Origin of the sequence: Hymenobacter sp. B81 (assembly GCF_044628455.1) — a bacterium.
Lineage (GTDB): Bacteria > Bacteroidota > Bacteroidia > Cytophagales > Hymenobacteraceae > Solirubrum.
In genome coordinates this window covers 455,829-482,152 of record NZ_JBIYZW010000003.1, presented here as the reverse complement: position 1 = coordinate 482,152, position 26,324 = coordinate 455,829, and the positions used below count along the sequence as shown (strand labels likewise).

At 64.0% G+C, this 26,324-nt stretch carries 19 protein-coding genes; 14 read left to right on the top strand and 5 right to left on the bottom strand.

Going from position 1 to position 26,324, the window contains the following annotated elements:
* Positions 1 to 129: 129 nt before the first annotated feature.
* From ACE191_RS18875 to ACE191_RS18830, 10 genes are all read left to right on the top strand, one after another.
* Positions 130 to 1,959: a methylmalonyl-CoA mutase family protein gene (locus ACE191_RS18875; protein WP_400193797.1), complete on the top strand. Its 1,830-nt coding sequence runs from the start codon at positions 130 to 132 to the stop codon at positions 1,957 to 1,959.
* 58 nt (positions 1,960 to 2,017) lie between these two features.
* Complete coding sequence (locus ACE191_RS18870) at positions 2,018 to 2,386, top strand: four helix bundle protein (RefSeq protein ID WP_400193796.1); 369 nt, start codon at positions 2,018 to 2,020, stop codon at positions 2,384 to 2,386.
* Between the two features lie 129 nt (positions 2,387 to 2,515).
* Positions 2,516 to 4,714 carry a methylmalonyl-CoA mutase gene (scpA, locus tag ACE191_RS18865; protein ID WP_400193795.1) on the top strand — a complete coding sequence of 733 codons (2,199 nt, stop codon included), beginning with the start codon at positions 2,516 to 2,518 and terminating at the stop codon, positions 4,712 to 4,714.
* A gap of 29 nt (positions 4,715 to 4,743) precedes the next feature.
* Positions 4,744 to 5,871: a ParB N-terminal domain-containing protein gene (locus ACE191_RS18860; protein ID WP_400193794.1), complete on the top strand. Its 1,128-nt coding sequence runs from the start codon at positions 4,744 to 4,746 to the stop codon at positions 5,869 to 5,871.
* A 1-nt stretch (position 5,872) separates the two neighbouring features.
* Positions 5,873 to 6,754: a hypothetical protein gene (locus ACE191_RS18855; RefSeq protein WP_400193793.1), complete on the top strand. Its 882-nt coding sequence runs from the start codon at positions 5,873 to 5,875 to the stop codon at positions 6,752 to 6,754.
* Positions 6,724 to 7,620, top strand: a complete 897-nt coding sequence (locus tag ACE191_RS18850; protein WP_400193792.1) for a DNA adenine methylase — start codon at positions 6,724 to 6,726, stop codon at positions 7,618 to 7,620. Before ACE191_RS18855 ends, ACE191_RS18850 begins: the two co-directional genes overlap by 31 nt.
* A 436-nt stretch (positions 7,621 to 8,056) precedes the next feature.
* The gene (locus tag ACE191_RS18845) at positions 8,057 to 9,025 is read left to right on the top strand and encodes a hypothetical protein (RefSeq protein WP_400193791.1); all 969 of its coding nucleotides are present in this window, start codon (positions 8,057 to 8,059) and stop codon (positions 9,023 to 9,025) included.
* Between the two features lie 489 nt (positions 9,026 to 9,514).
* Positions 9,515 to 11,386, top strand: coding sequence for a 7TM diverse intracellular signaling domain-containing protein (locus tag ACE191_RS18840; RefSeq protein WP_400193790.1), 1,872 nt, complete (start codon positions 9,515 to 9,517; stop codon positions 11,384 to 11,386).
* A 374-nt stretch (positions 11,387 to 11,760) separates the two neighbouring features.
* Positions 11,761 to 16,107, top strand: coding sequence for a beta strand repeat-containing protein (locus ACE191_RS18835; RefSeq protein ID WP_400193789.1), 4,347 nt, complete (start codon positions 11,761 to 11,763; stop codon positions 16,105 to 16,107).
* A gap of 339 nt (positions 16,108 to 16,446) precedes the next feature.
* Positions 16,447 to 17,370 carry a hypothetical protein gene (locus ACE191_RS18830; RefSeq protein ID WP_400193788.1) on the top strand — a complete coding sequence of 308 codons (924 nt, stop codon included), beginning with the start codon at positions 16,447 to 16,449 and terminating at the stop codon, positions 17,368 to 17,370.
* A 49-nt stretch (positions 17,371 to 17,419) separates the two neighbouring features.
* Here the strand turns inward: ACE191_RS18830 and ACE191_RS18825 are convergent, their stop codons facing one another.
* Positions 17,420 to 18,193: an MBL fold metallo-hydrolase gene (locus tag ACE191_RS18825; RefSeq protein WP_400193787.1), complete on the bottom strand. Its 774-nt coding sequence runs from the start codon at positions 18,191 to 18,193 to the stop codon at positions 17,420 to 17,422.
* A 146-nt stretch (positions 18,194 to 18,339) separates the two neighbouring features.
* Between ACE191_RS18825 and ACE191_RS18820 the strand changes: the two genes are divergently transcribed.
* On the top strand, positions 18,340 to 18,678 hold the full coding sequence (locus ACE191_RS18820) for a winged helix-turn-helix transcriptional regulator (RefSeq protein ID WP_400193786.1): 339 nt from the start codon (positions 18,340 to 18,342) through the stop codon (positions 18,676 to 18,678).
* 30 nt (positions 18,679 to 18,708) lie between these two features.
* On the opposite strand, the gene ACE191_RS18815 is transcribed toward ACE191_RS18820, so the two are convergent.
* Positions 18,709 to 19,137 carry a hypothetical protein gene (locus ACE191_RS18815; RefSeq protein WP_400193785.1) on the bottom strand — a complete coding sequence of 143 codons (429 nt, stop codon included), beginning with the start codon at positions 19,135 to 19,137 and terminating at the stop codon, positions 18,709 to 18,711.
* Positions 19,138 to 19,484: 347 nt separating this feature from the next.
* On the opposite strand from ACE191_RS18815, the gene ACE191_RS18810 reads away from it, so the two are divergent.
* On the top strand, positions 19,485 to 20,237 hold the full coding sequence (locus ACE191_RS18810; protein WP_400193784.1) for a metal-dependent hydrolase: 753 nt from the start codon (positions 19,485 to 19,487) through the stop codon (positions 20,235 to 20,237).
* Between the two features lie 15 nt (positions 20,238 to 20,252).
* Here ACE191_RS18810 and ACE191_RS18805 read toward each other — a convergent pair whose 3' ends face one another.
* A complete protein-coding gene (locus ACE191_RS18805; protein WP_400193783.1) occupies positions 20,253 to 21,845 on the bottom strand; it encodes an ATP-binding cassette domain-containing protein in 1,593 nt (530 codons plus the stop codon).
* Positions 21,846 to 22,357: 512 nt separating this feature from the next.
* Between ACE191_RS18805 and ACE191_RS18800 the strand changes: the two genes are divergently transcribed.
* A complete protein-coding gene (locus ACE191_RS18800) occupies positions 22,358 to 22,804 on the top strand; it encodes a hypothetical protein (protein WP_400193782.1) in 447 nt (148 codons plus the stop codon).
* Positions 22,805 to 22,928: 124 nt separating this feature from the next.
* Here ACE191_RS18800 and ACE191_RS18795 read toward each other — a convergent pair whose 3' ends face one another.
* Complete coding sequence (locus tag ACE191_RS18795; protein WP_400193781.1) at positions 22,929 to 24,599, bottom strand: T9SS type A sorting domain-containing protein; 1,671 nt, start codon at positions 24,597 to 24,599, stop codon at positions 22,929 to 22,931.
* A gap of 244 nt (positions 24,600 to 24,843) precedes the next feature.
* On the opposite strand from ACE191_RS18795, the gene ACE191_RS18790 reads away from it, so the two are divergent.
* Positions 24,844 to 25,665: an SAM-dependent methyltransferase gene (locus ACE191_RS18790; RefSeq protein WP_400193780.1), complete on the top strand. Its 822-nt coding sequence runs from the start codon at positions 24,844 to 24,846 to the stop codon at positions 25,663 to 25,665.
* Here ACE191_RS18790 and ACE191_RS18785 read toward each other — a convergent pair.
* A complete protein-coding gene (locus ACE191_RS18785) occupies positions 25,662 to 26,159 on the bottom strand; it encodes an ankyrin repeat domain-containing protein (protein WP_400193779.1) in 498 nt (165 codons plus the stop codon). The two genes, ACE191_RS18790 and ACE191_RS18785, sit on opposite strands and share 4 nt — an antisense overlap.
* Between the last annotated feature and the right edge of the window lie 165 nt (positions 26,160 to 26,324).

The following is a 26,324-nucleotide window of genomic DNA, read 5'->3' as shown; positions in this document are numbered from 1 at the left end:
GACAAAGGCAAACACAAAGCTACGACAACTGCCCCCGCTTTGCCGGGGTCGGCTCCGGCCGCGCACTCTACCCCGAACCAGTATCTTTAAGCCGCAATCGTTTCGACCTACCCCCGGTTGTTGTATCTCATGGCTGATACGCCCCGTTCCGCTCCCCTTACCTTTTCCGAGTTCGAACCCCTCAGCACCGCGGCCTGGCAGGAGCGCATCCGCCGCGACCTGAAGGGCGCCGACCCCGACACGCTGCGCTGGCACTCCCCCGAAGGCCTCACCATCGAGCCGTTTTACCACCGCGAAGCCCTGAGCGCCTTGGGCGCGGAGCCCGCGCCGCTGCTGCGCCCCGCTCCCGGCCCCGACGCTGCCCCCAATGCTTGGCTGAACCTGCCCACCCTGCTGGTGCCGGCCCACACCGACGGCCACGCCCAGATCGACCACGCGGCCGAAGCCCTGCAGCGCGGCGCCGACGGCGTGCACTTCGATTTGGCCGACGCGGCCCGCTTCGACGTGGCCTACTTGGCCGCCCGCCTGCCGCTGGGCACCGCGCACCTGGGTTTTACCACCAGTCAGGCCCCCGATGCGCTGTTGCAGCGCCTGCTCGATGCCGCACCCGGCCTCAGCCTGCGCGGCTTTCTGCGCTACGTGCCCGGCCCCCACAGCTCGCCCGACGACTTCGCCCTGCACGCGGCCGGCCTGCGCCGCTGCGTGCAGCTGGCCCTGCCGCACCCCGAGTTTCGGACGCTGGCCGTAAACGGCACCTTCTTTGGCAACCGCGGCGCCGCAGCTACCCAGGAGCTGGCCTACACCCTGAGCACGGCCGTGAGCTTGCTCAGCAGCCTGCCCGAGGGCGAGCTGAGCGTGGCCAACGTGGCCGCCGCCCTGCACGTGCACCTGGTGGTGGGGCCCAGCTACTTCACTGAGCTGGCCAAGCTGCGCGCCCTGCGCCGCCTCTGGGCCACGCTGCTGCACGCCTACGGCCTGCCCGCCGAAACCGCCAACCGCCTGCGCCTGCACGTGAGCACCTCGTCGTGGGCGCAAACCACGCTCGACCCCCACACCAACCTGCTGCGCGTCACCACCGAGGCCATGAGCGCGGTGCTGGGCGGCGCCGACTCGGTTTCGGTGCTGCCCTTCGACAGCCTGTTTGCCGCGCCCAACGACTTCTCCGCCCGCATTGCCCGCAACGTGCCGGTAATGCTGCGCGAGGAGGCCTACCTCGACCGCGTGGCTGACCCCGCCGCCGGCTCCTACTACCTCGAAACCCTCACCGACCAGCTGGCCCGCGAAGCCTGGGCCCTGTTTCAGCGCACCGAGGCGGCCGGCGGCCTGCTCAGCAACCGCGCCCGCATGCTGGAGGACATTCGCCGCACGGCCCTGGAGAAGTTCCACGCCATTGCCACCGGCGAGCGGGTGATTGTGGGCACCAACCGCTTCCAGAACGCCCAGGAGCAATTCAGCTACGACCCCAAGGCCCTGCTGCGCAGCCGGCAGTTCGACACCACCCGGGCGGCCTACCCCTCCGAGGTGCTGCGCCTGGCCACGGCCCTGCACTTCATTCGCAAGGAGCAGCAAAAGAAAAAGGCGGCCGTGGTGCTGCTGGGCACCGAAACCATCGGCCTGATTCACGACCTGTACGTGCAGCTGATGCCGGAATCGGAGCGCCCCGCTTCCACCGACCTGCCGCCCGCCGGTACCCTGTCGCTGCTTTTTTCGACGCCCGACGCGGCCACGCTCATGTGGGCCAACGAAGACCAGGTGCGCGCCTTCGCCACTTTCATCAACAGCCTCGACGAGGCCGAAACGGCTGAAGGCGAAACCCCGGAAGCCCAGCTCGACCCGCCCGTGCTGATGACCGCCGACCTGGCCACCATGCAGGACGCCGTGCGCCACTTCGGCTTCCGCGAGTTCACCGTGCACGGCCACAGCACCGACGACGTGCTGGCCCGCCTGCAAGGGAGGTAACACGTGACACGTAACAGGTGACAGGTCAATCGTTCGTTATCAGGCAACAGGCAACGACATGCGGCGCGAGAAACCCCATTACTGGCTGGAGTGCTGGCGGCAGGCGTTTGACTTCGTTCCCATTGCTTATGAGCTGGCCAGCTCCTTTCCGTCAACTGAGCGGTTCGAACTGGCGTCGCAACTGCGGCGGGCGGCCACCTCGGTACCGCTTAACATTGCGGAAGGAGCCGGCCGCTACTCTCCTGCCGAGTTCAGCCGCTTCCTGTTAATTGCCCGCGGCTCCGTCACCGAACTTGACACCATTCTGCTACTGTCCGAACGCCTGGGCTACCTTACTCCAACACAAACTGACGATGCCATTGCAATTCTCGACCGCCTTACCGGCTTAATCAACGGCTTGTTGAAGTCCCTAAAACCCAAAGAATAACCGCACTCTTATTTTCATTACCTGTTACCTATGACTTGTCACTTGTTACCTGTTCCGTGTCCCGTGTGACCTGTCACCTAAACTAAAAACCTCTCACGTGTCACCTGTCACGTGTTACCCAGTAACTCCATGAAACCCGACTTCGCCCATATTCCCTACGACGCGGCCCCGCTGCCCGCGGCCCCGGCTGCGCCGGCTACTTCGGCCACGCCCGAAGGCATCGCGCTCAAAGGCTTCTACACTGCCCACGACGTAGCCCGCCTCGACCACCTCGGCTTTGGGGCCGGGCAGGCGCCCTACCTACGCGGGCCCTACTCCACCATGTACGTACAGAATCCCTGGACCATTCGGCAGTACGCGGGCTTCTCTACGGCCGAGGCCAGCAACGCCTTCTACCGCCGCAACCTGGCGGGCGGGCAGAAGGGTTTGTCGGTGGCCTTCGATTTGGCCACGCACCGCGGCTACGACTCTGACCACCCGCGGGTGGTGGGCGACGTGGGCAAGGCCGGCGTGGCCATCGACTCGGTGGAGGACATGAAGATTCTCTTCGACCAGATTCCGCTGGACCAGATGTCGGTGTCGATGACCATGAACGGGGCGGTGCTGCCCATCATGGCCTTCTACATTGTGGCGGCCGAGGAGCAGGGCGTGGCGCCGGAGAAGCTGGCGGGCACCATTCAGAACGACATTCTGAAGGAGTTCATGGTGCGCAACACCTACATCTACCCGCCCGAGCCTTCGATGCGCATCATTGCCGACATCTTCGCCTACACGGCCCAGAAGATGCCGCGCTTCAACTCCATCAGCATCTCGGGCTACCACATGCAGGAAGCCGGGGCCACGGCCGACCTGGAGCTGGCCTACACCCTGGCCGACGGCGTGGAGTACGTGCGCGCCGGCCTGAAGGCGGGCATGACCATCGACCAGTTTGCGCCGCGCCTCTCCTTCTTCTGGGCCATCGGCATGAACCACTTCATGGAAATTGCCAAGCTGCGCGCCGGCCGCCTGCTGTGGGCCAAGCTCATCAAGCAGTTCGGGGCCGAAAACCCCAAGTCGCTGGCCTTGCGCACCCACTGCCAGACCTCGGGCTACTCGCTCACCGAGCAGGACCCCTTCAACAACGTGGCGCGCACCTGCGTGGAGGCCCTGGCCGCCGCCCTGGGCGGCACCCAAAGCCTGCACACCAACGCCCTCGACGAGGCCATTGCCCTGCCCACCGACTTCTCGGCCCGCATTGCCCGCAACACCCAGCTCTACCTGCAGCACGAGACGGACATCACCAAGGTGGTAGACCCCTGGGGCGGCTCGTACTACGTGGAAACTCTCACCCACGAGCTGGCCGACAAGGCCTGGGCCCTCATTGAGGAGGTAGAGGCGCTGGGCGGCATGGCCAAGGCCATCGAGACCGGCCTGCCCAAGCTGCGCATCGAGGAGGCCGCCGCTCGCAAGCAGGCGCGCATCGACGCGGGCAAGGAGGTGATTGTGGGTGTGAACCGCTACCGCCTCTCCGACGAGGAAGCCGCCCGCGAAGCCCAGATTGAAATCCTCGACATCGACAACGCCGCCGTGCGCGAGTCGCAGATTGCCCGGCTCAACCAGATCAAGGCCACGCGCGACCATGCCGCCGTGCAGCAGGCCCTGCAAGCCCTCACAGACGCCGCGCGGCAGGTTTCTGGTTCCTCGTCTATGGGTTCTGGCTCGAACGACCAGCCCGAAGCCAACAACCAACAACCAACACCCAATAACTTATTGGACCTGGCCGTGCAGGCCGCCCGCCTGCGCGCTACGCTGGGCGAAATCTCCGACGCCCTGGAGGCCGTGTACGGCCGCCACCAGGCCACCATCCGCACCGTGTCGGGCGTGTACTCCGCCGAAATGGACTACGACCAGGAATTTGCCAAGGCCCGCCAGCTGGCCGACGTCTTTAGCCAGCAGGAAGGCCGCCGCCCCCGCATGATGGTGGCCAAAATGGGCCAGGACGGCCACGACCGCGGCGCCAAAGTCATTGCCACCTCCTTCGCCGACGTGGGCTTCGATGTGGACATTGCCCCCCTGTTTCAGACGCCCGAGGAAGTGGCCCGCCAGGCCGCCGAAAACGACGTGCACGTGGTGGGAGTATCCTCCCTGGCCGCCGGGCACAAAACCCTGGTGCCCCAGCTCATCGGGGAGCTGGCCAAGCTGGGCCGCGAAGACATCCTCGTCATTGCCGGTGGCGTGATTCCGGCCCAGGACTACGCCTTCCTCTACGAAGCCGGCGTCACGGGCATCTACGGCCCCGGCACCGTCATTGCCGTAGCCGCCCAGGAGATTCTAAGGAAACTTGTTTAACTAGCAGGCTTTATTTAAAAAATTCCGGCATGAAGGACTCCACGAACTTACCCGAACCAGACAAAGACAAAATTGTATTATTACCGACTAAACAACTCCAATTAGACACTAACAACCCTAGGTTAGCTTGGAGGGATGGAGGCAACAATCCTATTGATTTGGCAAAAGTAATGTGGTCTGAAATGGCGGTTGACGAAGTAGCTTTGTCAATCGCCAAAAATGGCTTTTTTCATTCCGAACCGTTATTCGTTATCATAGACGAATCTACCAAAAAAGGTGAAAGAAAATATATAGTTATTGAAGGAAATAGACGCCTTACAGCTGTACAGCTGCTACTGAATAGTGAGTTAAGAAAACAGATACGCGCTACCGATCTACCAATTATTAGCCGAGAGAGAGAAGAAGAATTACAAAATCTACCATGCGTTATTTATCCAAACAAAAAAGAACTTTGGGCCACATTAGGATTCAAGCATATCAACGGAAGTAAACCTTGGGACAGTTTCAGTAAAGCCAAATTTATTTCAGAAGTCAAAGAAGAATACCACAATTCATTAGAAGAAATTGCTGAAACCATTGGCGACCGTCACAAAACTGTTGCCAGGTTATATAGAGGTTACGCAGTATTGCAACAAGCAGAAAAAGAAGGCATATTTAGCACTGAAGACAGAGCAAAAAGTCACTTTTCTTTTTCACACCTATACACTGCATTAGATCAGCCAGACTTTCAAAAGTTTTTAGGAATTGAGAATAAAGAAATTTCAATAAAAGATCCTGTACCTAAAAACCATATTGACAATTTACAGGAGTTAATGATTTGGCTATTTGGAAAAAAATCTGAAAATATTCAACCAATCATAAGAAGTCAAAATCCTGACCTGAATCTACTACGTGAAATCATAAGCAAAGAGGACGGAATTGAAGCCTTAAGAAATGGCTATACTTTAGATGATGCTCACGATGTTGCGATAGGAGACAAAAAGCGCTTCCTATCTTATCTATCATCAATATCAATAGATTTAAGAAAGATGAAAGGCACTGTATCTACAGGCTACGATGGCTCAATAGAATACTTAAAATCAGCAAAGGACTGTGAAAAAATAATATCATCTATTATAAAAGAAATGGATGAAATAGCTCAGGAAAAAAACAAATAATATGTTCACTCTTCCTAAATCAGACCCAACAGACGCAATCAAATTAGCTGACTGGATAGAGTTGAACGCACTAATATCACCTGACCTAAACTACAGCAGAGGAGATTTAGAGCGAGCATTAAATGCAGCCGCACTGAAAGAATTACCCAATAACGAATCTATTGAAAGTAAATGCGTCGAGGTATTTTCAGAACTTAGTGACAGAGCTTTTTTTGCTTCAGATGGATATCCATTTGAATTAACTTCACCTAGCCTTTTACAGGCAAAAGACGATTATTTGAAATATACGCCTTATGTATTCTGCCTATGCTTATCATATTTTGGATGGAGTGCGCAAGACAATCCAGCAAAAATGTTCGAACGAATTGCAGGAATTGCCGCAAAAGAATATATAGGGGGTTATCTTCTTGAGTTCGGAGCCCCTAGGAGTGGAAGCCCCGTTCCCAAAGGTTTTGCTGATGCTGTCAAATATCTTTGCAAAATGCTTAAAGAAGGTGACTCTATTTCCGACTCCCCTCTTGAGGACGAAAAGGATGATGGCATAGACATTGTTGCATGGAAGCCATTTGTTGACGGGCTACCTGGCAAGCTCGTTCTATTTGGTCAATGTGCTACTGGGGAAAACTGGGACACGAAGCTTTCAGAGATGCAACCACAATCTTTTTGCAAAAAATGGATGCGTAAACCTTTAGAAAGTGAGCCTATTAGATCTTTTTTCATGCCGCATCGACTTAATCGGCGCTCATGGAGTAAGGCAACTCACGATGCTGGTATTATCTTTGAAAGATGCAGGATTGCCTTTTGGGCACAAAAAGAAGCTTCCCCTTCAATTGATTTTGCTCCTGTATCAGCATGGATACAGGCAAAATTAATAAGCATGTAACATCAGAAACACTTACACTAAAAGTGTCTAACGAGTCTTTCAAACGCGCACCTTTTCTAAGTCCGTTCAGATACCCTGGCGGTAAGACGTGGCTTGTCCCACTTGTAAAAAGATGGATTTCGTCCAGAGATAATAAGTGCATCAACTTCCATGAGCCATTTTGTGGAGGGGCAATAGTTGGTCTAAACGTATTGGTAGCAGATTTATGCGAAAATCTTTACATATGCGAACTAGACAGGAAGGTGGCAGCCGTCTGGCAAACCATTCTTTCTGAGGACGTAGCTATTTTAAAGCAAAGAATATCAGACTTTGATATAACTCCTGAGAACAGCAAATTAGTTTTATCACAGCATCCAGTAAACAAAATCGACCTAGCATTTTGGACTATATTAAAAAATAGAGTTAGTAGAGGTGGGGTAATTAAAGAACGAGCTGGGCTTCTCCTGAAGGGAGAGAATGGCAAGGGCATCTCTTCTAGGTGGTACCCACAAACACTAATTAACAGAATTGATAAAATCCACAGCTTAAGAAAAAATATAATATTCACAGAAACAGATGCTCTAAATTTTATCAAAAATCAAAACTTCAAAGCAAATGATTTGTTCTTCATTGACCCACCTTATACAGCTGATAATAAAAAAATTGGAAAACATCTTTATGATGTACACGAGTTGAATCACGATTTGTTATTTGAAATAATAAAAAGTAAAAATATAGATTTCATCATGACATATGACGACAATTTATCAGTAAGATATCTAACTAAAAAGCATGGATTTCACTCAATAGAGATAAGCACCTTAAACAGCCACAATATCAAGAAAAAGGAATTATTAATAGGAAAAGACTTAGATTGGGTATTTTGAATTAACGTAGTCATACTGTAAGAGTCTTTATCCGGCCCGCCGCCCAGCGGGCCGGTTTCTTTTTGCGCCCTCCCGCTTCCTCAGCCGCCGCAGCTACTCCAGCAGCGCGGGACGGGTGGGCCGTAGCCCGAATCGGATGCTGCTACGAGGAACCAGTGCGTTTCTACGTTGGCCGTGGGTGCTTCTACGTTCACCCCGAGTGCTTCTAAGACCGTTTCGGTCGCTTCTAAGACCGTTCGGGTCGTTTCTAAGACCGTTTCGGTCGCTTCTAAGAAGGCTTCGGTCGCATCTAAGACGGTTTCGGTCGCTTCTAAGCACATTTTCATAATTATAAGACGATTCTATAAAATTTATCCGGCTTATAAGTTGGAATTGCCTATACATAATACTATCGTAGCTCCACAATTCACCAAAACCCTTTTAATCTTTCAGCTCTATGGAACGGGCAAAAACCGAAGTTCGCTTATTCACTGGCTCCGATGCCGCCATGCGCAGCCGCATGCGCACCATGCACGGCCACTATCTCTCCGATGCGGCCAAGTTCGCCGCTTTTAACCCCGAGCTGGGCGGCAGCTTTGGCACCGACTGGCTGGCGGCCCTCGAAGCCGCCGACCTGGCCCCCAACGTGGACGTGCGCCGCGGTGAGCTGCGCCAGGACACGGTGGTGGTGGAAACCGAGATGGACCGCGCCCGCGCCATGGTGCAGCAGGTGTTTTACTACGTGAGCCAGGCCTTCCCCGGCAACAAGGGCCGCCTGAGCCAGTACGGCAAAGACCGCTACGCCAAGGCCGCCACCAACTCGGACGAGATGCGCGTGGTGCTGGATATGGCCGCCCAGGCCGCCGAGCGCGACCTGGCCGCCCTCACGACCAAAGGTTTCAGCGCCGCCAAGCTCGCCGAGCTGCAAGACCTGGCCGCTCAGCTCGACACCGTGGACACGGCCCAGCAAATGCAGAAGGGCCTCAACCAGGAAGACACCGATGCCTACGTGCGCCTGCAAAACGCGGCCTTCGGCTTCGGCCAGCGCCTGAATAAAGCCGCCAAGCTGCTCCTGGCCGATCAGCCCCTGCGCCAGCGCCTCTACCGCCTCACCGACCCCGCCCCCACTCCCACCGATACCCACGAATTGACGCTGGCCCTGGGCGAGCAGCAGGTGGTATCGATGGAAACCCGCCTGCTGCCCGATACCGTGCTGCGCCTGACGCTGCTGGAAGGCAGCGGGCCGGTGCGCCTGGGCCGGCTGCCCTTCCCGGCCGCCCCGCTGGGCAGCGGCGAGCTGCTCGACGCGGCCACCTCGCCCCGCTACGTATCGGCCGCCGAGCTGGGCCCCGAGGGCCAGTACCTGGCCGCCCACAACCTGGGCCCCGACGAAGTGCGGGTGAGCATCTCGCTGCCCCACCGCTAAGGCGGCCGCCCGGGTCGGCGCTTGCCGGTTCTTTTTCCGGCCCCCGCGCCTGCAAACCGGCCCGCCCAGGCAGCGGGCCGGTTTCTTTTCTGCTCGCCCTGCTTTGCCGGCAGCACCGCCGGGCCGGCCAATGGTGCCCGGGGCCTGCGGCTACCGGCGCCAGCAAGGACTGCTGAAGCCTCGCCCCCACCGATGCAGCCAGCAGCGCCAGGCATTGCCGGGGCAGTCCGCCGCCTTTGCACCGGCCCTATTTAAACCGGGTAGTTTGTTTCTGATGCAGGCCCCGGGTGCTTCTGGGGCCTGCATCGGGGGCCAGGCCCCGCAACATATCTGGGCACTTGGCTGCCATCCGGCAAGCAAGCGACCGGGCTCATCCGCCGGCCGCCTGTTCGGCTGCTGACGCTCATTCACGGCTAATCGTGCCACCCGCGGCTGCTGTACCTTTGGTAGCGGATAGCCGGTTGGTGTTCCTCGTCCAACTTCTATTCGGTGCCCAACTCCCTGCGTCTGCTGCTGCTCTTGTTATTGGCCACTGTGCTGCGCGGGGCGGCGCAGCCGGTGGGGGGCGCAGCAGCTCCATTGCCCAGTACCGTGGAGCGGGTGGGCGTGCTGGCAGACCGAAACTACTCCTGGGACCGGATCCGCACGGACCCTTCCCTGGCGTTTCGGCCGGCCGACTCGCTGCGGCCGGCGCAGGCCCGCCGGTTCTGGCTGAAAGTAACGCTGCGCAACCGTAGCCGCTACCCCGAGGCCGTGCGGCTCACGGTGCTGCCCAATCTCGACAACACGCTTTTCTATTTCGACGAGGATGCCCGCGCCTGGCGCAGCCGCCGGGCGGGCACGGCCGTGCCCACCGACCGGCAGCGGCTGAAAGGCGTGCTGCCCCTGCGGCTGTCGGGGCAGGCTACCACCACCGTCTACGTGCGGGTAAGTCTGGGCGAGCCGGCCGCCCTGCCGCCCGCCATTGGCCTGGCGGTGCGCCTGGAGCCGGCGGCGGCCGCGCAGCAGACCGACGCCTTTTTCGGTACGGCCTGGGCCGTGTCGCTGGCCGTGCTGGGGCTGCTGCTGCTCACCAATCTGCCCACCTATGCCCGTTTCCGCGACCGGGCTACTCTTTACTACATCTGTACCCAGGTGGGGGCCGTGCTGTACATTACGGCCTTCCGGGGGTATTTCAAGGTGTGGGTTGCGTCTCCGGTCTTCAGCCAGCTGGTGCGGCCCTCGGGCCTGAGCTACGCCTACACGCTCAACAACGTGCTGATGCACCTGAGCGTGGTGCTGCTGCTCACCGGCTTCGTGCAGATGACCCGCGCCTACCTGCCGCTGCGGGCCCGCCTGCCCCGGCTCGATGCGGCCCTGCGCTACGCGTTGTGGGGCTACGGCGCGTTTACCGTGTTGGTGGGGCTGGTGAACCTGAGCGGGTTTTACCTGAACTACTACTCCCTGCTGCTCGACAACGTGCTGGTGCTGGGGGTAATCGTGCTGCTGCTGGCCACTACCGCCGTGGCCTACCGCCGGCAGCTGCCGCTGGCCCGCACCTACCTGCTGGCCAATGCCCTGCCGCTGCTCTTCGTGCTGTTCATCGCGGGGCACCACGTCGTGGTGGGCGTCGACAACAACGGCAACCTGCTGCTGCCCGACCTGGCCATCGTGTCGCACGCGCTGGGCTTTTCGGCCGCCCTCAGTATTCGCCTCCAGCACGTGCAGCGCACCCTGCTGGCCCAGGAGCGGGAAGCCGCTTACCTGGTGCTGGACATTCAGCAGCAGCAGCTGCGCCACCGGGAAATCGTGCTGAAAAACCAGCACATTCAAACGGCGTTGCTGGAGATGCAGCGGCGACAGCAGGCCCGCGAGCAGCGCGTACAGCAGCTGAGCGAAGACAACCAGCAGCACGAAGCCACCAACCAGGACCTGCAGCAGCAGCTCGAAGCCAACCAGCGCGAGCTGGCCTCTACCACCCTGTACGTGCAGCAAAAGAACGCCCTGCTGGCCGAGCTCAAACAGCAGATTCAGGAGCTGAATGCGCAGAGCCCCGGCAAGCAAAAGGAGCTGTCGGGCATTCAGTCGCTGCTGCAGTCCAGCCTGTACCTAGACGAAGACTGGAGCAAGTTCAAGCGGCATTTCGAGCAGGTGCACCCGCGCTTCTTCGAGGAGCTGCAGGCGCGCTACCCGGCCCTCACCACCAACGAGCAGCGGCTGTACTGCTACTTCCACATCCGGCTTTCCACGAAGGAAATTGCCGCCCTGCTCAACATCGATCCGGCCAGCGTGCGGCGGGCCAAAACCCGGCTCTACAAAAAAATTGCTGCGGCCGACGAGGCTGCTGGCCGCACCCCGCCACCCGCCCTGCCCGGCGACTGACCCCAAGCTGCAGCGGCCGGCACCCCTCGCCCCGGCAAAAAAATGAATTGATAAACAGCCAGTTGACAAAGCTGTCTACACTTTGTCTACGCGCCCTTTTAGGAATACGGGCCTGCCGCGGCCCACTATTGCCCCGTGTTTCACGGGATTGTCTCTTCCATTGGTCTGGCCGTTGGCCGGCCCCGCCTCGGCTCCTGCGTGGGGCCGGCGGCACCCCGTCGCCAGAGGTTGGCCCTCGGCGGCGGGGCTGCCGCCACGCGGCGGCCCGGGCTGCCGCGTGGCGACCAGGGCCGGGTCGCCTCCCCCTGCGGCAAACCATCGACTCACCGCTGCCCCGGCCGGCTTGCGGCACCCTCATTTCTTCTGCTTCCTGTATGCTAAACCGTTACCTGCTTGCCCCGGTGCTGGCCCTGCTTGGGCTGCTGGCCACCGCTCCATTCGCTGCTCAGGCCCAGACGGGCTCAGTCGGCATCGGCACCGCCACGCCGAACAGCTCGGCCGCGCTCGACGTGAGCAGCACCAGCAAGGGCCTGTTGCCCCCGCGCATGAGCGAGGCCCAGCGCAATGCCATTGCCCCGGCCGCTACGGCCGCCGGCCTGACCATCTTCAACACCACCACCGGCAAAACCAACGTGTGGAACGGCACCGAATGGACCGAGATGCTGGGCACGGCCACGCTGGTCGTGCCCAGCCCGGCCGTCACGTTCAATTACACCGGTGGGGTGCAGATGTATACCGTGTCCTCCGGCGTGACAACCCTGATGGTGGATGCCTACGGTGCAGGAGGTGGCAACCGGGGCGGCTCGGGCTCCGGCGGGGGCGCCGGGGCGCGGGTGCAAACCCAGCTGACCGTGGTGCCGGGCCAGGTGCTGTACGTGTACGTGGGCGGCCGGGGCACCACGGCCCCCGGCGGCGGCGGCTACAACGGCGGCGGCAACGGCGGGGTGGATAACGGCCAGGGCGGCGGCGGCGGCGGCGCCACCGACATTCGCACCAGCGCCAGCGGCACGGCTTTCACCGACCGCCTGCTGGTGGCCGGCGGCGGCGGGGGCGGCAGCCTCAACGGCAACGGCGGCAACGGCGGCGCCCCGAACGGCGGCGCCGGCACCGGCAGCGGTGGCGGCGCCGGGGCCACCCAAACCAGCGGCAATGCCCTCGGCCAGGGCGGCAACAACTTCCCGAACACCTATTCGGCCGGCGGCGGCGGCGGCTACTACGGGGGCCGCTTCGGCCAGGCGTACGCCTACACCTCTACCTGGAGCGGCGGCTTCTGGTCGGGCGGTGGCGGCGGCGGGGGCGGCAGCTCCTGGGTAACGACCACCGGCACCACCGGCACCAGCTACACGGCCGGGGTGAATGCGGGCCACGGCAGCCTCACCCTCACCCCCATGCCGAACCAGCCGAACCCAGCCCCGGTGCTCGACGGCCGCAACTTCATCAACGTGCCCGGCGACAACCTGGGCGACCACACCGCCACCCGCGCCCTGAACCTGGGAGCCAACGCCTTGGTGGGCAACGGCGGCAGCACCGGCCTCACCATCAGCAGCGCCGGGGCCGTGACGGCGGCCGGCGGCCTGGCCGTAGCCGGGGCAACCCGGCTGGGTAGCCTGGCCGGCACCGGCAGCCGCGTGGTAACCACGGCCGCCGATGGTACGCTGGGCTCGGCGGCGCTGCCCACCGATGCCCAGCAGCTAAGCCTGACCGGCAGCACCCTGAGCATCAGCGGGGGCAACAGCGTGGTGCTGACCGGGCTGAACGACAACCTGGGCAACCACACCGCTACCCAGAACCTGAACCTGGCCGACAAGCTGCTGGTGGGCGGCACGGCCGCCGCGCCCGGCACCGCCGGCCTGGCCATCAGCAACGCCGGCAACGTGGGCATTGGCACCACCACGCCCCAGCAAAAGCTGGAAGTGAGCGGCCCGGCCGCCCCGTACACCACCATCAGTACGGCTGGAATGCTGCGCCTGAGCCGCCCCGGCACCCTCAACCAGAAGTGGAACAACACCGTGGACCTGGCGGTGGGCTCTTACGCGACGGGCGTCAACAGCCAGACCCGGCTTGACTTCAACCTCGGCAACGGGGGCAACGGCAACGCCGACCAAACGGTGCTGACCCTGCAAGGCAACGGCAACGTGGGCATCGGCACCAACAGCCCCGGCCACAAGCTGGAGGTAAACGGCAACGCCGCCGTGAGCGGCTCGGTGGGCATCGGCACCACTACGCCCAACAGCTCGGCTGCGCTCGACGTGAGTAGCACCAGCAAAGGCCTGCTGCCCCCGCGCCTGAGCACCACCCAGCGCGATGCCATTGCCGGCCCCGCGGCGGGTCTGGTCATCTACAACACCACCACCAACCGGCTCAACACCTGGAACGGCACCAGCTGGGAGTCCGGCCTGAGTGCCAACGAGCAGCCCCTGCCGGGAACCGCGGTGACCTTTGGCTACACCGGGGCGCCGCAAACCTATACCGTGCCGGCCGGCGTGTACAGCCTGACCGTGGAGGCCAAGGGGGCACAAGGCGGGAGCCATACCTATGCCCCGCCCTTTAACATGTCTGAGGCAGGCGGGCTCGGGGCGCGGGTGCAGGCCACCCTGGCCGTAACGCCGGGTCAGGTACTGGACATTCGGGTAGGCGGGGCCGGGGGGTACATTAACTCGGGCACGTTGGCCGGGGGCTACAACGGAGGTGGCGCCGTGAGTTCGATTGGGGGCGCGGGCGGCGGAGCAACGGATGTGCGCAGCAGCGGGGGCCAGCTGACCGACCGCCTGGTGGTGGCCGGCGGCGGCGGCGGCGGCGGCTACACGGGCCGAACTTCCCAAGGCGGAGCCGGGGGCGCGCCCGCGGGTGGCGACGGCACGGGTTGGTTCAATTTCAATACGTACATCACCAGCACCGGAGCCACGCAAACGGCCGGGGGCAGCGCGGACGGCAGCCTTGGCACGGGGGGCAGCCCCGTCCGGTCGGGCGGCGGCGGAGGCGGCGGGGGCGGCTACTATGGCGGCGGCGGGGGCGGCGGCCAGTCGGGTAGCGTCTCGGGCGGCGGCGGCGGCGGCTCGTCGTGGGTAACGCCCACCGGCAGCAGCAGCATCACCATGCAGGCGGGGGTAAACGGAGGCAATGGCTCCCTCACCATCACGCCCGGCGGCCAGTATGCCGCCCCGGCCCTCGACGGCTCGAACTTCGTGAACGTGCCCGGCGACCACCTGGGCAACCACACCGCCACCCAGAACCTGAACCTGGGGTTTCATCAGCTAGTGGGCAGCGGCAATACGGGTGGGCTGGGCGTAGCTGCCAACGGCAACGCGGAGCTCTATGGCAACCTGGACCTGAACCTGCACCGACTCGTCGGCGACGGGGGCAGCAGCGGCATCAGCATTGCCAACAACGGCACCGTCAGCACCGGCGCCGGGCTCACCGTGGGCGGCAACCTGAACCTGGGCACCAATCAGCTGGTGGGCAACGGCGGCAGCACCGGCCTGGCCATCACGGGCACGGGGCGGGTGGGCGTGGGCACTACGGCTCCGGTGTCGGCGCTGAGCATCAGCCAGGTAACGAGCGTGAGCAACACGGCTGGCCAGGACCTGGGCGAGCTGAGCTTTGTGGGTTTCAACCGTCCGCGGGCTTCGGCCGGCATCCAGGCCCTGAGCCGCGACTTCGACGACACGGGCCAGCTGCTCTTCAAGACCAGCCCCGGCGGCAACGGGGCCGTAGAGCGCCTGCGCATCACGGCCGACGGCAACGTGGGCATTGGCACGGCCACACCCGGCTACAAGCTGGAGGTAAATGGCACGGCCCTCATCAACGCCAGTAGCGAGCTGCTGTTGCGCGACGTGAACGTGGGCCTGGGCTGGTACGGCAGCACCGGCACGGGCAAGGTATTCACCCCCGTCACGGGCTTCGACGGCCCGGTGCTCTACGGCTATAGCAGCGGCATGCTGGGCACCAAAGATGGCGGCAACCGCTCGGTGCTGGTCTGGAACAGGAGCGGCCACGTGGGCATCGGCACCACCAGCCCATTGGCCGGCCTGCACGTCGACGCGCCCGAGAGCAGCAGCGGCTCGGCCCTGGGCGTACTTGTCAGCGGCGGCAGCAGCGGCAACCCCAGCATCGAGCTACGCGGCAACAACCGCACGCCCTACATCGACTTTGCCGAAACCAGCGGCGTGGACTACACCACCCGCCTGCTCTCGTACGGTGGGGCCCTCAACCTGCTCTACGGCGGCGCGTCCGGGGCCAAGCCCACCTACCTCTTGAGTGTGGATGGCGGCATCACCGCCAACGGCCAGGTGCGGGCCAACGGCGTGGTGCTGACCTCCGACGCCCGCTTCAAAACCGCCGTGCGCCCCCTTACCAGTGCCCTGGCCGCGGTGCTGGCGTTGCGCGGGGTGCGCTACGAGTGGAACGCGCTGGGCGTGCGGCACGGCGGCACGGCCGGCGCGCCCCAGGTGGGCCTGCTGGCCCAGGAGGTGGAGAAGATTTACCCCGAGCTGGTGAGTACCGACGCCCAGGGCTTCAAAGCGGTCAACTACGCCCAGCTCACCCCCATCCTGATTGAGGCCATCAAGGAGCTGAAAGCCGAAAACGACGCCCTCAAGGTCCGGGCCGCTACCAGCGAGGCCGCGGCCGCTGCCGACAGAACCCGGACCGCAGCCGCACTCGAAAGCCTGGCCCAGCGCCTGCGGGCCCTGGAAGCCGGCGGCGGGCAGGCCCGGGAGTAAGCATCCTTTCGTTTTCCGGCCCCTAGGCCCGGGCCTGGCTCGGTTCTTTACCACGGGCTGCTTCGGTCCTGCGCTCTGCCAACCGGCCCGCCTTTCAGGCGGGCCGGTTATGTGTTGGTGAGGCGGGCCGCTGCGTGGGGCGCTGCCCCGGGGGCTGATGGGGCGGGGTGCCCTGCCGGGGCAGGGCCGGGCGGCGGGTACAGGCCGCCCACCTACATCATCATGTGAAACCGCGCCTGCAACGTGCGGCTTGGTCCCAGGTCCATAGCCGCAACCGTTCGACATTTCGATTCCATGACTTCCCGCCGCGTGTTACGTGCAGTCCTTGTATCCTGCCTCATGGCCCTGACTGCCCTGGTTGGCAGCAGTTGCCGGCGCCTGCCAGGTACCAGGGTTGCCTCCAGGTCTACCTCTCCAGACTTTGGTGCGCTCATCACCGGCCCCGCCGAGCTGCTGGGGCCGGGCACCCTATCCACCTCCGCCAACGAGTACAATCCCAGCCTGACGCCCGATGGCCGTACCCTGGTATTTGCGCGCAGCAAGGCCGATTTTGCGGATGCCCACATCTTCGTCACCCGCCAGAAGGGCAGCCAATGGCAGGAGCCGCAGCCGGTGCCCTTCACCGATGCCCGCTATTCCGACTCCGACCCGAGCTTCACCCCCGACGGCCGCACCCTGTACTTTGCCTCCGACCGCCCCGCTCCAGGTCGCGACTCTACGCGCCGCGACCTGGACCTCTGGCAAGTATCGTGGGACGGCCGCCAGTGGGGCCAGCCCCAGCACCTGGGCCCGGCTATCAACGGCAAAGGCATGGAGCTGGGGCCCAGCTGGTCGGCAGGCGCCCTGCACTTTAGCTCGGCCCGGCGCAGCGGCCTGGGCGGCCTCGACGGCTACCGGGCCCGGCCGAAGGCCGGCGGCTTTGCTGCCCCCGACAACGTGGGCCCCACGCTCAACACCGCCGCCTCGGAAAGCGACCTGGAAATAACCGCCGATGGCCGCTGGGTGCTGTTTTGGAGCGACCGGCCCGGCGGCGCGGGCGGCGGCGACCTGTACGCTGCCCCCCGCACCGAAACCGGCTGGGGTACGGCCGTGCGCCTGCCCGGCGAGCTAAACTCGCCCCAGTTCGATTTCACCCCCACCCTTTCGGCCGACGGGCAGTGGCTTTACTTCGCCAGCACGCGCACGGCCGCCGACTCCGGCTCAGCCGCCGTCTTGAACGGTCAGGCCAATCTGTACCGGGTGCGCCTAAAGCTCCAGCCCTAGCCGGCCCCGGACGGCGCCGGTGGCTTGCCGGGCCGTGGCCGCCCTCGGGCTAAACCAGCCGGGGCAGGGGCAGCCACTCGCCGTCGGCGGGCACGTGCGCCCGGGCGCTCAGGCCCGCCTGCGCAAGCGAGGACTTGGTAGCGGCCCGGTCTTCGGCGCTGTGGTTGACGGTTTCGAGGTGCACGGCGTACACGGCGGCCTGCGGGGCGTGGCGGGCTACCTGCGCTACCTCGGCGGCAGTCATCACAATAGGGTCGCCCTGCAGGAACCGGGCGCCGCCCGCGTTCAGCACCACCGCGTCGGGGCGGTATTGGTCGAGGGCCTGGCTGACTTCCTCGCACCAGATAGTGTCGCCGGCCAGGTAGAGGCGCTGCCCGTCGGCCTCGAGCACGAAGCCCGACACGGCACCCATCATCTGCCCGATTTCGCCGGTGCCGTGCTGGCCGCCGGTACGGTTGATGCGGATGCCTTCCCAGTCGAGCTGGGTTTCGATGGGCTGAACGTGGGTGAAGCCTTGCGCCCGCACCGTCTCGGTATCGGCCGGCTGGCACAGGATGGGCAGGCTTTTATCCAGCAGTTGCTGGGCTACCGGGTCCCAATGGTCGGCGTGGGTGTGGGTGAGCAGCACGGCATCCACCGAAGCCAGCAGCCCGGGCAGCTCGTCGGACGGCAGCGGCAGATCGACCAGCGGAATACGGATTTGGTTGGCCGACCTGGGCACTGGGTCGTACTGGCCGTGCGGGGCCAGCATGGGGTCGACAAGCAGGGTTTTGCCGGCTGCTTTTACCAGGAGCGTGGCGTGGCGGATCAGTTGAACTTGCATAAGGGGAAGCTGGTTGCGTACTACCTTGGCGGCCGGTGCTACCGGCCGCGGCCGTCGACGTTCGACCAGGCAAAGGTGGCGCCCCCGGTGCGTCGGCTCAAGAAGTTCACCCGCCGGTTACCCGGTTACCTTTTCGTATCCCACGCATGCGCCTTACCTACCGCGACGTCGAGCAGTGCGCCACCAAAGTGGCCCTCGACCTGATTTCGGGCAAGTGGAAGCCGATGATCTTCTTCCACCTCTCGGCGGGGCCGCTGCGCTTCACGGAGCTCTGGCGCCAGATTCCGCGGGTGTCGAAGAAAGTGCTGCTGGAGCAGCTGCGCCAGCTGGAGCAGGCCGAGCTGGTGGAGCGCACCGTCCAGAACAACTTTCCGCCCGAAGTCAGCTACCACCTCACGGCCAAAGGCGCCGAGCTGGCCCCTATTCTGCACCGCCTCGACCAATGGGCGCTTAAGCACATTGCCGGGGTGGTGCAGATTTCCTGAGGGCTGGCCGCTTCGGCCGCTCGTGTGCGTTTAGCGCGTGAGCAATTGGCGCAGCCAGCCCGCGTAGAACTGCCGGTGGGGCCAGGCCAGCACCGCCACCAGGCTCAGCAATACCACGCCCATCCACAGGTTGGCGCGGTCGAAGCAGAGGTGAAAGAGCAGCACGTTGAGGGCCACGGGCGCTTCGAGGGCCAAAGCCAGCCGCGGGTAGCGGTTGAACAGCAGCAACAGTCCCGCCACCGTTTCCATGCCCTTCGCCGGCGCCAGGAAGCCGGAGCCGATCATCAGGTGCATGAACTCGACCGGCGCCACCGGAAACAACGATGCAAACCCCAGCACCACGCTCAAGCCGCTGAGGCCGGTGGCGAGTAGCAGCACGCCGGCGAAAACGCGCACGACGGTAAAGAGGACGCCGGGACGCCGCAGGACCACGGCGGGGACTTGGGCAGTTGGGTTCATGACAACGGGCGAAGGAAATTGCGCGCCGCGTTCCGAATCGGCTAAGCGGGTTCGGGGCGGTGGCCGAGGGGCCAAACCTATGAGCCAGGCGGGTTGCCAGCAATAGCATTATCATGTGGCCCGGGCCGGAGCGGCCGCGCGTCAGCTTAAGCCAACTTGCGGCGGCGGGCGAAACATCCCAGGAATCCTCGCCTACAACCCTGGAACTGAAGGTGGCTGCCGCAGTCAGGCCGGCACGCGGCGGTTCGTTGGACGGGCTGGTTCAGCCAGGCACAGCGGGCGGCCCCGAGCCGGCGCGCGGCTGTGGCCGCTCTTCTTACTTTGCGGCTGAACGCAGCTCTGCTCCCATGCCCCAAGCCCCCACGCAGCTCCAGTTTCTGGGCCACGCCAGCTTCCGCCTCACCACGCCCGAGGGCCGCATCGTGCTCATCGACCCCTGGCTCAACCACAACCCCTTCCTGCCCGAAGCCCTGCGCCCCTTGTTCGACGCGGCCGATTTGGTGCTGCAAACCCACGGCCACGGCGACCATTTCGACGCCGAGCTGCTGGCCCGGCTCACGCGTACCGGCGCCCGGGTGGCCGCGCCCGCCCCGATGCGCCTGTACCTGGGCCGCCAGGGCGTGCCGGCCGAGCAGTTGGAGCCCATGAACGTGGGCGGCAGCGTGCCGGTGCACGAGCTGGAGCTGACCATGACCCGCGCCCACCACCCGGCCCACATCGACCTGCCCGACGGCGGCACCGACTGCCCACACGAGTCCGTGGGCTTCGTGGTGCGCTGCTCCGACGGGGTGGTGCTGTACGCCGCCGGCGACACGGCCGTGTTCGGCGACATGCGCCTGCTGGCCGAGCTCTACCAGCCCACCGTGGCGCTGCTACCCACTGGGGGGCGCTATACCATGGGACCGCGGGAGGCCGCCTACGCCGCCCGCCTGCTGGGTGCGCCGCTGGTGGTGCCCTTCCACTACGGCACCTACCCCTCGCTCACCGGCACACCCGAGCAGCTGCGCGCCGCCCTCCCGCCCGAGGCTGGCATCACGGTGCAGGTGCTGCAGGCCGGCGAAACGCTGCGCCTCCCGGCTCCCGCTTCCGCGCAAGTGTAAGGCCCGAAGTCCCCGCTACACGAGGCTGATGGTGGCATCGATGCCCAGGGCATCGGCGAAGTACTGGTCGTGGGAGATGAGCAGCACCGAGCCGCTGAACTCCTTGACGGCGGCGGTAAGCACCTGCTGGCTGCGCAGGTCGAGGTTGTTGGTGGGCTCGTCCAGAATCAGCACGTCGGGGGCGTTGTTGCGCACCGTGAGGCAGCACAGAATGAGCTTCAGCTTCTCGCCCCCGCTCAGGTCGGCGCACTTTCGGTCCCAGGCCTCGCGCGGAAACTGGTGGTAGTGCAGCACGGTCTTGAGCTCGTGCTCGAGCAGCTGGCGCGAGTTGTAGTGCCCGATTTGCCCGAACACGGTCAGCGCGGGGTCGATGAGGGAGTAATCCTGGTCGATGTAGAAGGCCTCGAAATCAGCTACGAACACCTCCCCCACCGTGGGCGCCGCCTGGCCCGTCATCAGCCGGAGCAGGGTGGTTTTGCCGGCCCCGTTGCGCCCCGTAATGCGCACCCTATCGCCCGAGCGCAGCTGAAACGTGAGCGGCCGGGGCCATAGCAGCCGCGGGCCGTAGCCGAAGTTGATGCCCCGGGCCTCTACCAGCACCTTGCCCCGGTGCAGCTCCGATTGCCGCAGGTCGGTTTTCAGCGGCTGCCGCTCCTGCAGCTGCGTGCGCAGCTGGCGCAAATCATGGCCCAGGTCATTGATCTTGTCCTGATGGGTTTCCCGAAGCTGGGCCGACGTTTGCTCGGCCTGGCGTTTGAGGTTACCCGCCACGATGCGCGGCAGGGCCTTTTTCTGTCCCTGAGCCTTGCCGCGTACTTCCAGCTTGTGGCGCTGCTCGGCCAGGTCGCGGGCTTTCTGCTGGGCCTGGTGCAGAGTTTTCTGCTTTTCGTCGAGCTGCGCCTGCAGGGCCGCGAGCTGGCCCTGCTTCTGGGTGTGGTAGAAGTCGTAGTTGCCGCCGTAGGCCTCGAGGCCGGTGGGCGTGAGTTCCAGCGTAAGGGGCAGCAGGTTTAGCAGGGTGCGGTCGTGGCTCACCACCAGCACCGTGGCCCGGCTGCGGCGGATGAAATCATAGAGCAAAGCGCGGCTATCGGCGTCGAGGTGGTTGGAGGGTTCATCGAGCAGGATGACGCCGGGCTGGTGGATGAGGGCGCCGGCCAGGAATACCTTGGTTTTCTCGCCGCCGCTGAGCGCCCCCAGGAGCTGGGCCAGCGACAGGTGGTCGAGCTGCCAGAAAGCCAGGGCCGTCTGCACCCGCTCTTCCAGGGTCCAGTCGTCGTCGAGGCAGGCAAACTGCTCGGGGCGGGCGGCGCCGGCCAGGATAGCCTGCAGGGCCCGCAGCTTTTCGGCCACCCCCAGCGCCTGCGCCACCGTGAGGTCGTCGTACTGGCCCAGGTGCTGGGGCACGTAGTAGGGTGGTTCCGTAACCTGCACCGTGCCCTCGGCCGGGGCTCGGCGTCCGGCAATGAGCTGCAGCAGTGTGGATTTGCCCACGCCGTTGGCGCCCACAATTGAAGCCTGGGCGCCCGTTGCCAGGACCAGGTGCAGGTTGCGGAACAGGATTTCGCGGTCGGCGTGGCGGTACGCCAGCGCGTTGATCAGGATACTCATACAGGAAGGGAAAACGCGGCGCGCCGGCCGGCCACGCGCAACTGCCCCTGCACGGCGGCGGGCGCGGCTATAGCGGGCGTCGGGCCCGCCGCAGGGTTCGGGAAATATACCAGACGCACCAACCGGCAGCCAGCCCATTAAGGGAGCGGCGACCAGCGGTACAGGTCAATGAAGGCAGGAGGTCCGGCGGCGGGTAGCGGGCCGGAAGTGGGGGCCGGGGCGCAAGGACACGCGGTGGCCGGCAAGCAGAAAATCACATACGTCTGAGGCTGGTTGCCGACCCGCGGGGGTGGCAAGCTGGGCAACTAAGCGGCGCTGGTACCGGCTCGTTCCGGCAGCCGGAACGTGGGTGGGCCACCTTTAGGCTACCGTGCTCAGATGATTTCCATTGGGGTACTGCTGACGTGATTCCGCCGGCAAAGATAGGCAAGTCGGGAACAGCGTTGCAGCCCGGCCAGCGTGCACTTGCCCCGCGGGCCCTAGCTTTGCGCAGTCCTCTCAGCTCTTTTCCCATGCGCATCAGCCCCCTCGACCAGCAAGACGCCGACATCGACTGGTTTGCCGTCGACGCCGAAGGCCACGTGGTGCATTTTTCCTCCGGCGGCGGCCCGCTGCCCGAATCAGTCGCCGCGTCGGAGGAAGATTTGCTGACGCTGCACCAGTACTTTCTGCTACTGCCCGAAACCGCTGACGCGGCGCAAGTACAGCCCCAAACCAACGCCGCGCAGAGCGGCCGCAGCGCCGAGAGCTTCGTGCGCTATGCCCGCCGCGGGCTGTTTTCCTTCGACAAAACCCAGCTCCACGAAGCCGCCGACCGGCGCTACCACCTGGTAGCCCGCCCCGCCTGGCCGCTTACGCTGGCTGAGCTGCCCGGCCCGGTGGCCGCTCTGCTGCTGCGCACCCAGCTGTCCTTTTCCGCCGCCGACACCCCGGCAGCGGATATTGCCGGCGTCGGATAAGTCGCCCCGCCGCAACCGCTCCGCGTTGGCCAGCCCGCAGCCGGTCAGCCGCTGCCTAGCTCCTAAACGCAACAAGGCCGGGCAAGCTGCCCGGCCTTGTTGGCTTTGATGAGAACGATGCGGGCTAGCGCACCGTCAGGCGGGCCGTGGCTACCTGGCCGTTGCCCAGCGTGGCGCGCAGCTGGTAGAGGCCGGGCTGCAGGCCAGCCAGCGACACCTCGTGGGTGCCGGCCGTGGCGGGCAGCGCCTGCTGGCGCACGGTGCGGCCCAGCGCGTCGCTCATCGTCAGCTGGCCGCCGCCCTGGGGCAGCTGCAGCGTGGCGCGCTCGGCAGCTGGGTTGGGGTACACGCCCAGGGCCAGCTCGGTGGTCCGGCTGCGGGCCGCGGTGATGGTGCCGCCGGCGTTGAGCTTGGCCAGGAAGGCGCCGATGCCAGTGCCGGGGCTGGCAATGGGGCCAAACGAGATGTTGCCCAGCGCGCCACCGGCCACGTAGGCGTTGCCGGCTGCGTCGGTGGTCACGTCGAAGAACACCGACTGGTCGTCGACGGTGGCGCCGGTGGGCGCGTTCAGCCAAATGGCGCGGCCCTGGCCGTCGTAGCGGGCAATAAAGGGCGTTTCATCGGCCGCGGTGAGGGTGTTGCCATCCAGCGTGAGCGTGCCCGCGAAGGCACCGATGGCGTAGAGTCCGCCGCGGTTGTCAAAGGCCACGCCGCTGATGCCGTACTCGCCGCCCGTGCTGGGCGTGATGGTTTCCGTCCACATCGGGTTGCCCTGGGCATCGAAGCGGGCCAGGAAGGCGTCGCTTTCGAAGCTGGTGCCTACCTGCCGGTCGTTGGCGTACCCGCCTACCACTACGTTGCCCGCGGCGTCAACGGCAATGGTATTGGCGTTGTCGTCGGCCGCCGAGCCGGTGCGCTGCGCCCACAGCGCCGTGCCGCTGGGGTTGTACTTCACGGCGTAGATGTCCTCGTCGGTGTTGGCCGTATTCAGCGTTACGTTGCCAAACACTGCGGTACCGCGCATGCTGCCAGTGAGGTAGGTGTTGCCCGCCGCGTCGGCCGCCAGGTCGTAGTTGAAGTCCCCGTTGGTACCGCCACCCTGCCGGGCCCAGGCGGGTGTGCCGGTGGCCGAGAACTTGTAGAGAAACACGTTGCTGTTGCCCGACACCAGCTGGTTGGCCGCGCCACCGCCAAAGCTGATCTGCCCGCTGTAGTCGCCCGACACGTACACGTTGCCGGCCGCGTCGGTCGCTACGCCGCCCACGTAGGCGTCGCCGTTGCTGATGCCGCCGGTCTTGTACCACAGCGGCACGCCCTGCGGGTCGAGCTTGACGAGGAAGGCATCGGTCGAACCATCGGTCGGACCGTTAATCACCAGCGGGCCGAAGGTGATGCTGCCGGCGAAGTAACCGGCAATGTACACGTTGCCCTGGGGGTCGACGGCCAGCGAAGCGTCGGTGTCGCCGGAGGTTTCGTCGGCCGTACCGGCCCAGGCCAGCGTACCGTTGGGGTTGAACTTGGCCAGGAAGTAGTGGGTGTCGCCGGCCCCGGCCGTGAGCGTGGTACCGCCAATGGTCATGGTACCCTCAAATACCCCACCCAGAATCTGGCTGCCGTCGGCGGCAACCACCGTCTTGCGGCCGATGTTCAGGTCGCCGGCGCCGCCGGTAGCCCGCTGCACCGAAGCCCAGGAAGGGGGAGTTACCTGCGCCTGGGCAGCAAATGAGGCCAGGCCCAGCATAGCGAGCAGCCCCAGTCGGGGCAAAAGGGCGAAACGCGAAGTAGAGCTACGCATAGAGCTTAAAGCGTATGATGAAAGGTGGAAAAGCTTGCCACGAAGATAGTTTCACCTCGCCAAAGGTTGCAGCATCCACATCAACATGTGGCCCAATTCAGCCTGCCAGGGTGCATGCAACCATCTTTCTGCTCTGCTACCGGAGCCGCTCCGGGCTCCAGAGCAGCTCATAAACGATTAAAATATTTATAAATAAAATTCATATTATTACACAATTGCCTGACCTTGTTCGACTCCGCTTTTCATGAGCACTTCTACCCTTCGCAGCCTGCTGGGCACCGGTTACCGTGCCGGCCAGCGGCTGCTGCACGACAGCCTGGGCCTGCACGAGGCCGAAGACAAAATCATTGCCGACGCGCAGCAGTACTGGGATGCCGTATCGGCGCCGGGGCAGGAAGGCGGCAACGCCCACTGGCGCGGCAACGGCGTGTTTGCCCACGACGACGCGCGCTGGCTGGCCATCGGCCGCAACAACCTCGACCGGTTTCGGCGACTGGCCGGGCCGCAGTGGCCGCCCCGTCAGCCAGCGTGCATTGTCGACTGGGGGTGCGGCGGTGGGGCCAATGCCGTGCACTTCGCGCCGGGCGCAGCCCGCTACTACGGCATCGACATCACGGGGACCACCCTGGCGGAGTGCGAGCGGCAGATGCGCGCCGCCGGGCTGCCGGGCTTCGTGCCGGTGCTGCTGCCGGCCGCGGCCCCCGAGCAGGTGCGGGCACTGATTACCGAGCCCTGCGACCTGCTGCTGTCGACTTATGTGTACGAGCTGTTTCCTTCGAAAGCCTACGGCCAACGCGTGCTACGGCTCACGGCCGAGCTGCTCGCCCCCGGTGGCCTGGCCTTTATTCAGATCAAGTACAGCGACCTGACGCTGGCCAGCCAGCCCTACCGCTGGGGCTACGCCCGCAACATGGCCAACATGACCACTTACCGCATCGAGGAATTTTGGACCCTGGCCGAGGCCTGCGGCCTGAGCCCCCAGGCGGTGGCGCTGGAGCCCGAGCAGCCCCTGGTGCACGACCGCCGCTACGCCTACTTTCTGCTGCGCAAGCCCGGTCCGGCTTAGCCGGCGGCTTCGGCGGGCAGCACCAGCAGGGCCGCTTCGTTGCCCTGCTGCAAAGCCAGGTCGCGGGCCGAGAGGCCACGCACGTCGCGCAGGGTAGCATCGGCACCGGCTTCGAGCAGCACGGGCAGCATGTTGTGGCGGCCAAACAGGGTGGCGAACATGAGCGCCGTGCCGCCGTTGCCGTTCTGCAGGTTTACGTCGGCCCCGTGCTGCAGCAGCAGCTCGGCCACTTCGGGGTAGCCCTTGAAGGAAACGCCCATCAGCGCCGAATTGCCGGCGTGGTCCTGCACGTTGGGGTCGGCGCCGGCTTCGAGCAGCAGCTGGGTGGCTTCGAGGTGGCCGTCGTAGGCCGCCACAATAAGCGGGGTGAAGCCCTTGCCGTTTTGGATGTTGAGGTCGACCTGGCTCTCAATCAGGTGCTTGAGGTAGGCAACGTCGCCGCGGCGGGCGGCGTCGAACAGCAGGTCTTCGGGGCGGGATGAGGAAAAGGACATGGCAACAGCACTAGGGTGACGGATGCAAGGCTACTGGGACAAGCATACCATTAACTAACCCAAATGCCAAGCGGAGGTTTGGCGGCGCCTGCCCGCAGCGGGAGCTTGGCCAAGCGAACTTCAATGACCAGTTGCCCCGGTTAGGCCGCATCCGATGAAATAGGC